This is a genomic window from Nonomuraea sp. NPDC005650 (assembly GCF_040605375.1).
Taxonomy (GTDB): domain Bacteria; phylum Actinomycetota; class Actinomycetes; order Streptosporangiales; family Streptosporangiaceae; genus Nonomuraea.
In genome coordinates, this window is record NZ_JBEXCR010000031.1 from 159,860 (window position 1) to 165,859 (window position 6,000).

General features: G+C 66.2%; 5 protein-coding genes. 2 read left to right on the forward strand and 3 right to left on the reverse strand.

Going from position 1 to position 6,000, the window contains the following annotated elements; translation table 11 throughout:
• The first annotated feature begins 15 nt into the window (after positions 1–15).
• Together ABZS69_RS43235 and ABZS69_RS43240 are read left to right on the forward strand one after the other, a co-directional pair.
• Positions 16–456 (forward strand): hypothetical protein, encoded by a 441-nt coding sequence (locus tag ABZS69_RS43235; RefSeq protein ID WP_355382960.1) that lies wholly within the window; start codon positions 16–18, stop codon positions 454–456.
• 453 nt (positions 457–909) lie between these two features.
• Positions 910–1,953, forward strand: coding sequence for a hypothetical protein (locus tag ABZS69_RS43240; protein ID WP_355382963.1), 1,044 nt, complete (start codon positions 910–912; stop codon positions 1,951–1,953).
• Here ABZS69_RS43240 and ABZS69_RS43245 read toward each other — a convergent pair.
• The 3 genes from ABZS69_RS43245 to ABZS69_RS43255 form a co-directional block, all read right to left on the reverse strand.
• On the reverse strand, positions 1,925–3,058 hold the full coding sequence (locus ABZS69_RS43245; RefSeq protein ID WP_355382966.1) for a phosphatidylglycerol lysyltransferase domain-containing protein: 1,134 nt from the start codon (positions 3,056–3,058) through the stop codon (positions 1,925–1,927). The genes ABZS69_RS43240 and ABZS69_RS43245 overlap by 29 nt on opposite strands.
• Before the next feature lie 460 nt (positions 3,059–3,518).
• Positions 3,519–4,976 (reverse strand): FAD-binding protein, encoded by a 1,458-nt coding sequence (locus ABZS69_RS43250; RefSeq protein ID WP_355382969.1) that lies wholly within the window; start codon positions 4,974–4,976, stop codon positions 3,519–3,521.
• Complete coding sequence (locus ABZS69_RS43255; protein WP_355382972.1) at positions 4,973–5,452, reverse strand: hypothetical protein; 480 nt, start codon at positions 5,450–5,452, stop codon at positions 4,973–4,975. Before ABZS69_RS43255 ends, ABZS69_RS43250 begins: the two co-directional genes overlap by 4 nt.
• Positions 5,453–6,000 lie beyond the last annotated feature (548 nt).

Genomic DNA, 6,000 nt, shown 5'->3' on the forward strand with positions numbered 1-6,000 from the left:
GGGAACTCTGATGCCGTGGCGGTTGAGCTGGTTGATGAGGCTGCGCAGGTCGAGGGGCTGGCCGAGAACCCGGCCGGGGAACAGCCAGCGAGGCGCGGCAAGCCCGTGGAAGATCATGAGGCGGGGTGGTGGCTGAGCGGCCAGTTCGCGGAGGAGGGCGCCGAGCCGCGGTGGCAGATGCACGAGGTGACGGCTGGCGGTCAGGTAGGTGTGGCCGTCCTTGTCGATGATCTGGCCTGCGGGGAGATGGCGGATCCGTTGGACTTGGAACCCGAACAGCGGGACAAGAGCCCAGGCGGTGCGGACGCCGATAGGCAGGCCGTCGTCGGTGAGGCAGCGTTGGAGGAGCCGCCACCGCTGGTCGCGTCGAGGAACTCGGCGGGTTCCTGGCGTGGAATGACCAGGAGCAAGAGGCGGTGGCTGAGGCCGCGATCGGCGGTCCGGTTAAGGAAGTAACTGAAGCGGTTGCGGCGCTGGGTCTGTTCCTCGTCGAGCCGGCGGTCGAGGTCGTCTTGGCGGAGTTCGGCCAATGTCGTGCCCTGCCGATCGAGCCAGGCCAGGAGGTCGAGGGCGATCAGGATCCGGCGGCGGAGCTCGGGGCCGATCGAGGCGGGGAACTGGCGCTTTTGGCGAGGCTGCGGGCTCGTCGAAGTAGCGACCCATGCAGGAACGGGCGGACGAGGTTGGCAGCTGGATCGGTTTGTCGGCCGGCTGGTGCTCAAGCCAGGCAGGGACGCGTTCGACGTCCTGGTCGCGCTGGGGCAGGATGCCGGTCTGTGTGAATTACCTTGAACGGCTCGTGGACTTGGGCGAAAGCCTCAGCGAGGGGCTGCAGCGTCGTCACCAGAACGACGCTCGCGGCTGCGCGTTCACCCACATGGAATGTGCGCGTGTGACATTATGACCTTCATGATCAACTTCTCGTGGTACCGGCGATTCTGCGATGAGTCCAATGCCGCCTTCAGGAAATTGGGCCTGGTGGACGAAGAACAGTATGCGCGAGCGATGCGTGATACGCGGACCGTTCCACTCCAGGTAGGCGATCAGATCGTGCCCGCACTCTGCCCGATCGAATACGCGACCGGTTACGACGGTCCGCGCACGCGTAAACTGACATCGCACGACGCCACGTTCCTCCTCACGGTTCCTCCCGCGTTTCTCTCGGGGCTCGATACGGAGCGCCTGCCAGCCGAGTTCGCCGTGCTCGTGGAGAGCGACCATGCCGACACGGAGACCTATAAAGAGGAACTCAGGAAACGCTTTCCCCGGTCGACCGAATGCGACTTCGCGGATCCACGCGCGCGCGCCGGCGCCGCCTCGATGATCGCATACGCTGCGACGTTCCGCCCACGCGAGGAAGCCGAACCGAAGGGCGAAGAAGGAGCCGTCTTATTGGACCCGCACGCTTTGGGCGACGATGCGCGCGTGGCGAACGAGCTATGGGATCTCTATAGTGACCGTTTCGCGTGGCTCGGGAAGCACCATCCCGTCTCCATGGAGGAGTCGCAATCAACCTTCACCGCCGCCCTCTTCCACGAAGATACTCGAACGCTCGTGAAGTTCGAACAGAACCGGCCGGTGTGTGTAGGCCTGTTCATGGAGGGCCTCGATCATTGCGACTGGCTCGCGCCATCATTCCGGCAGAACCTCCAAGAACAGGCCGCGGCCCGGAACGAAGGCATCCGCTATTTCTACGGCATCGCCAGCAGCGCACGGGCGGGCGAGGCGTACGCGGAGGACGTCATGGCGCTGCTGGGCAAGGTGATCTGGGAATCCGGCAAGGCATGCCGTCTGGTGTTCGAGTCCACCAATCTGTCCAGCGACTACATTCCCGTCCTCGTCGAACGTCGCGCACAGGAGAGCCCTTACATCGACTTCACGCCAGGAAGCGTCGCCACGCTCGGGCGAGTGGACTACTGGTATCTCACGGTGAACGGATGGTGTAGCGCTTGAGCCGACCGGCCGGACGCAGCCTGTTCTTGTGGAAACGCAGGCCGTCGATGCCGAGGTCCTGCTCCAAGTTGATGAACCGCAGGCCCTTGTCGGCAAGGTAGCCGAGAACGGCGTGGTAGGTCGCGTCGAACAGGCCGTTGATACCTCGATCGTACTTGAGGTGATTGACGATCGCCCAGCCTGGTTGCGGCGGGAGATGAAAGACGGCGAAGCTCACGAGCTTGCCGTCGATCCACAGACCGACGCACTCGAAACCGATGACCGCAGCGAGCGAGAAGGCGCGCTCGATCGCGCGACGCTCCATGTCGTCCGGGTCATTTCGCAATCCACCACCATGCCGTCGCCATTCGTCCAGGCGGTTGAATATCAGGTGCTGGGACGCGGTGTCGCTCGGGTCGATCACGTCCAGCCGCGCCCGCCCGCCATGGCGGCGCCAGAAAGCACGGTTCTCCTTCCGGAGCCTCGCAAAAGAGTTGTCGGACATCTTCAGCGCCATCGCGATGTCGAAAACGTAGTCGCTGCTGTCCGGATCCTCCACCACTTCGGCATTACCCCGAATCTCGCGTGTCGCACATTCAGGAACCATGCTCAACTCCTGGGCGATGCCATGCCGGTCTTGGAACGCGAAGACGGACCGCGCGGCCTCGTCACAGCCATCGACGCCCAACATCGTGTAGGACTTCCGGCCCTCGAACACATTGGTGAACCGTAGGATCAGGCAGTCGCCGTGCGTACTGACCTCCAGATCGTTCTCCATGTCCAACCATATGAGCAGGTTGTTGAAGCTGAAGTCGGCGTACGGCTCGACCTGCCTGTAGGTGGCCACATAGCGCTGCTCATCGCCTGCGGTGAGCCGCCGGAAGGCGGGGAACGAGGGGAAGATCACATAGGTGCTAACGATCAAGGCTAGGAAGAGATGCGTCCCAAAGACGGGTGCGCAGTCCCCAAGCTTGCCAAGCGACCCCGCTTCTGCGCAGGTGATCGTACCGAGGCGGCATGGCCTTTCCCCGGCTTCCCCGAAAACTCGCCGCACGCCGAAGGTCCCGCCGTCCATCTCCTCCTCTGCCCCGGCATCTCCCATCTCCCCGACGGAGGCGGCGTGCACGAGGGGGTGTAGACCCCAGGCTCGCGGGCCCACTGCTGGTCGCCCGGACGTCGCCGGCTGGGGCAATCGGGCCAGGTCGACCAGGAAGGGCGATTGACCCGCTCCGGCGACGCATCACCGCCGAGCACGACCCCGCAGCGGCTGACCAGATCAGCCCAGCGCCGGTATCGGCCCCAACCGGCATCGCGAGTTCGGCCTGAACACCCGGGCGTGCCTTCGACGCAACATTCCTTATCGAACTCGACCCGACGGCGAGAGTTCCAGCTCGCTTCAATCTGCCGGCTTGCCCTCGCGGCTTGCCTGAGCCGTGTGCGGCGACGAGTCGCACGCGCGGTTCTTAGGGGGACCGCCGCAGCGATGCGGCGGTCCTACCCGACCCGACCCGACCGGCCCTCCCCCCTGCAACACCGCGCTCTTCGCCTGGCGGCGAAACTCGGCACGGGTGATCCGGCTGCGGACTTCACGGTCCCGGAGGGAAGACGCCCTGGCCCGGAGTGAGGATTTCGTCGGGGTCGTAGCGTTCACGGGCCGCCTCGAAGGCGGCCCATGAAGGGCCGTAGTGGGCGCGCCACTCCTCAGGCGTGGTGGGTATGGAGCCGACCGGGTACTGGTAACCCCCGACGGCTTGGGCGCGCAGGAAGAGGGAACGGTTGGCCTCCACCATGTCCTGCGGGCTCTCGGCTCCGTGCGAGGCGGTTCTGAGCAGCGTGAAGAGGAAGACCGTCTCCTCGTCGGGCATGCGCAGCAAGGGCAGGTGCAGGCGGGCGCGGGGGAAGGGATAGAGCAGGACCACGCCACTGGCGCCGACCTCGGTCTCGGTCAGGTCCTTGATGGCGGCCTCCACGAAAGCGTCGGTGCGGCTCGCGGGCAGGAACATGTTCCACCAGGGGTGCGGGCGGTACCACTCGCCAGCGGACTTCAGATCGGCGACGCCCGCGGCGAGCCGGTTGAGGAAGTCGAAGTAGGGCATGTCCTGGATCTGCCGGTCGCCGGGCTGGTCGTCCAGCCCGGCGAGCAGCCTGGCGTCGTCGGGCGGGGTCGTGCCGTTGAAGAAGGCGACCGCTTCAAGCTGGTAACTCCAGCCGGCGGAGCCGGTCGGCAGCCCGAGCTCTCCCTCCACGTAGGCGAAGCGGCCGTCGTTGACCACCCGCCGCTGGTCGGCGGTCAGCGCGGCGACGCTCGGGTAGGAGAGCAGGTAGTGGCGGACCATCGCGGGGGCGGGCAGCAGGCGCACGGTGGCCTTGGTGATGATGCCGCACTGTCCTCTTCCAGCCAGCACCGCGCGGAAGAGGTCGGCGCGCAGCCCCGCGGAACACCTCCTCTGGCTGCCCTCCCCCGTGACGACCTCCAGCTCCACGACGCTGTCCGCCTGGGATCCGTGGTGGTGGGTCTGGCCGCCGACACCGCCCACCAAGAGCGTGCCGCCGACCGAGAGCTCCAGGTAGTCGGTGAAGACCGGAGGGGTCAGGCCGCGGGCCAGGGTCGCCTGCGCCAAGCTGCTCCAGAGCGCGCCCGCCTCCACGACGGCCGTGTCCTCCCACACCTCAACGGCGTTGAGCGGGGACATGTCGATGATCAGACCGCCCGCGACCTGGCCCTGGCCGAAGGTGGCGTGTCCCTGGCCGCGCGCGGCCACCTGCAGGCTGTGCTCCCGGCAGTACTTCATCATCTTCATGATGTCCGACACGTCGCCGGGCTCCAGCACGGCCCCGGGGGTCCGATGGACCAGGTGCCCGAAGTCGTCGGCCGCCTGGCCGCGCGAGGCGGGATCGGTCAACACCTTGCCCTTCAGCGGCGGCAGGTCGACCATCCCCTGAGACTGGGCGCCGTCGGTGACCCACGTGCGCGTGGACGGGTCGAAGCCGACCACGGCCGCCCCCGCCGTGAGGAACGCCCGTCTCCACGGATACCACGTCATACCCGATCCTTTCGCAGCCCGGTCACGTCGCGTCGATAATCGCCGACGGCACCCGGCGACGCCACCCGAACGAAACCGGAGGACAGCCACAAAAGGGTTACCACGGCGCTTCGGGCCTCGACAGGCGAGCCGTGGGCAGGATGGACCGATGAGTTTCGCGTGCCTGGCCGGCCTTCAATCGGCGAGGGGTACAAGGCCAGCCTGAGCCGGGTGCGGTTCAGCCCGACGTTCCGCCACAGCCGGAAGGCCCACGGGGACAACCACTTCACATCCGAGGTCTTCACGTCCGATGGTGCCGGCAGCGTCACCGGACTGGCTGGCACGTACCCGCGCTTGGCCGCGATGTCGTACAGCAGCCCACGCTGCAACAGGAAACTGAAGAACAGCCGATACAGCGGGGCGTACGTGCTTTGCGTCCCCAACGCCTTCACCGAAAACGCCGCCCGCCGAAAGCACTTGCTCAGCCGGGCATCCACCCCCCTTCGGGCGAAACGAGGATCGGCTGCCGCTCGCGCAACCCCAGCGCGCGTTCCCCCTCCGCCAGGTCCTCTCATCCCGCCGTCGGACCAGCGTCTGCTGGTGCGTCCTCATCACCAACCCAGAAGAGTCGCCGCTCGCCCACCATGCACGCCTCTCAGAGGCAACACAGCGTATGTCTGTGGAACACAAGTTCGTTCGGTAGCCCGGCCAGCCCTCTGATCTTGGATGACGTACGGGCGTAGCCCGTGCCCCTGAGATCTTCTGAGCCAGATCCCGTCCTAATCCGGCGCCCTTTACAAAGTAGACTCAGCGGGCCCCTTCGGGGCGTGGCACATGTGGGAAAATCCTGCTCGGTCGCTCGCCGACGTCGCCGAAATCATGGCGCAGCTGAGGCCGCAAAGTAGCTTGACGCTGGGAGCCGCTCTTTCGGGGCTGCGCATTGTCCGCCGCGAGCACGAGGGTCCGATTCTCCTCTTCCCGCCGGCTCCCGCGGGCGACCATCCACCCCCACCACCACGTTGGAGATCGGATGGAAGAGGTTGAC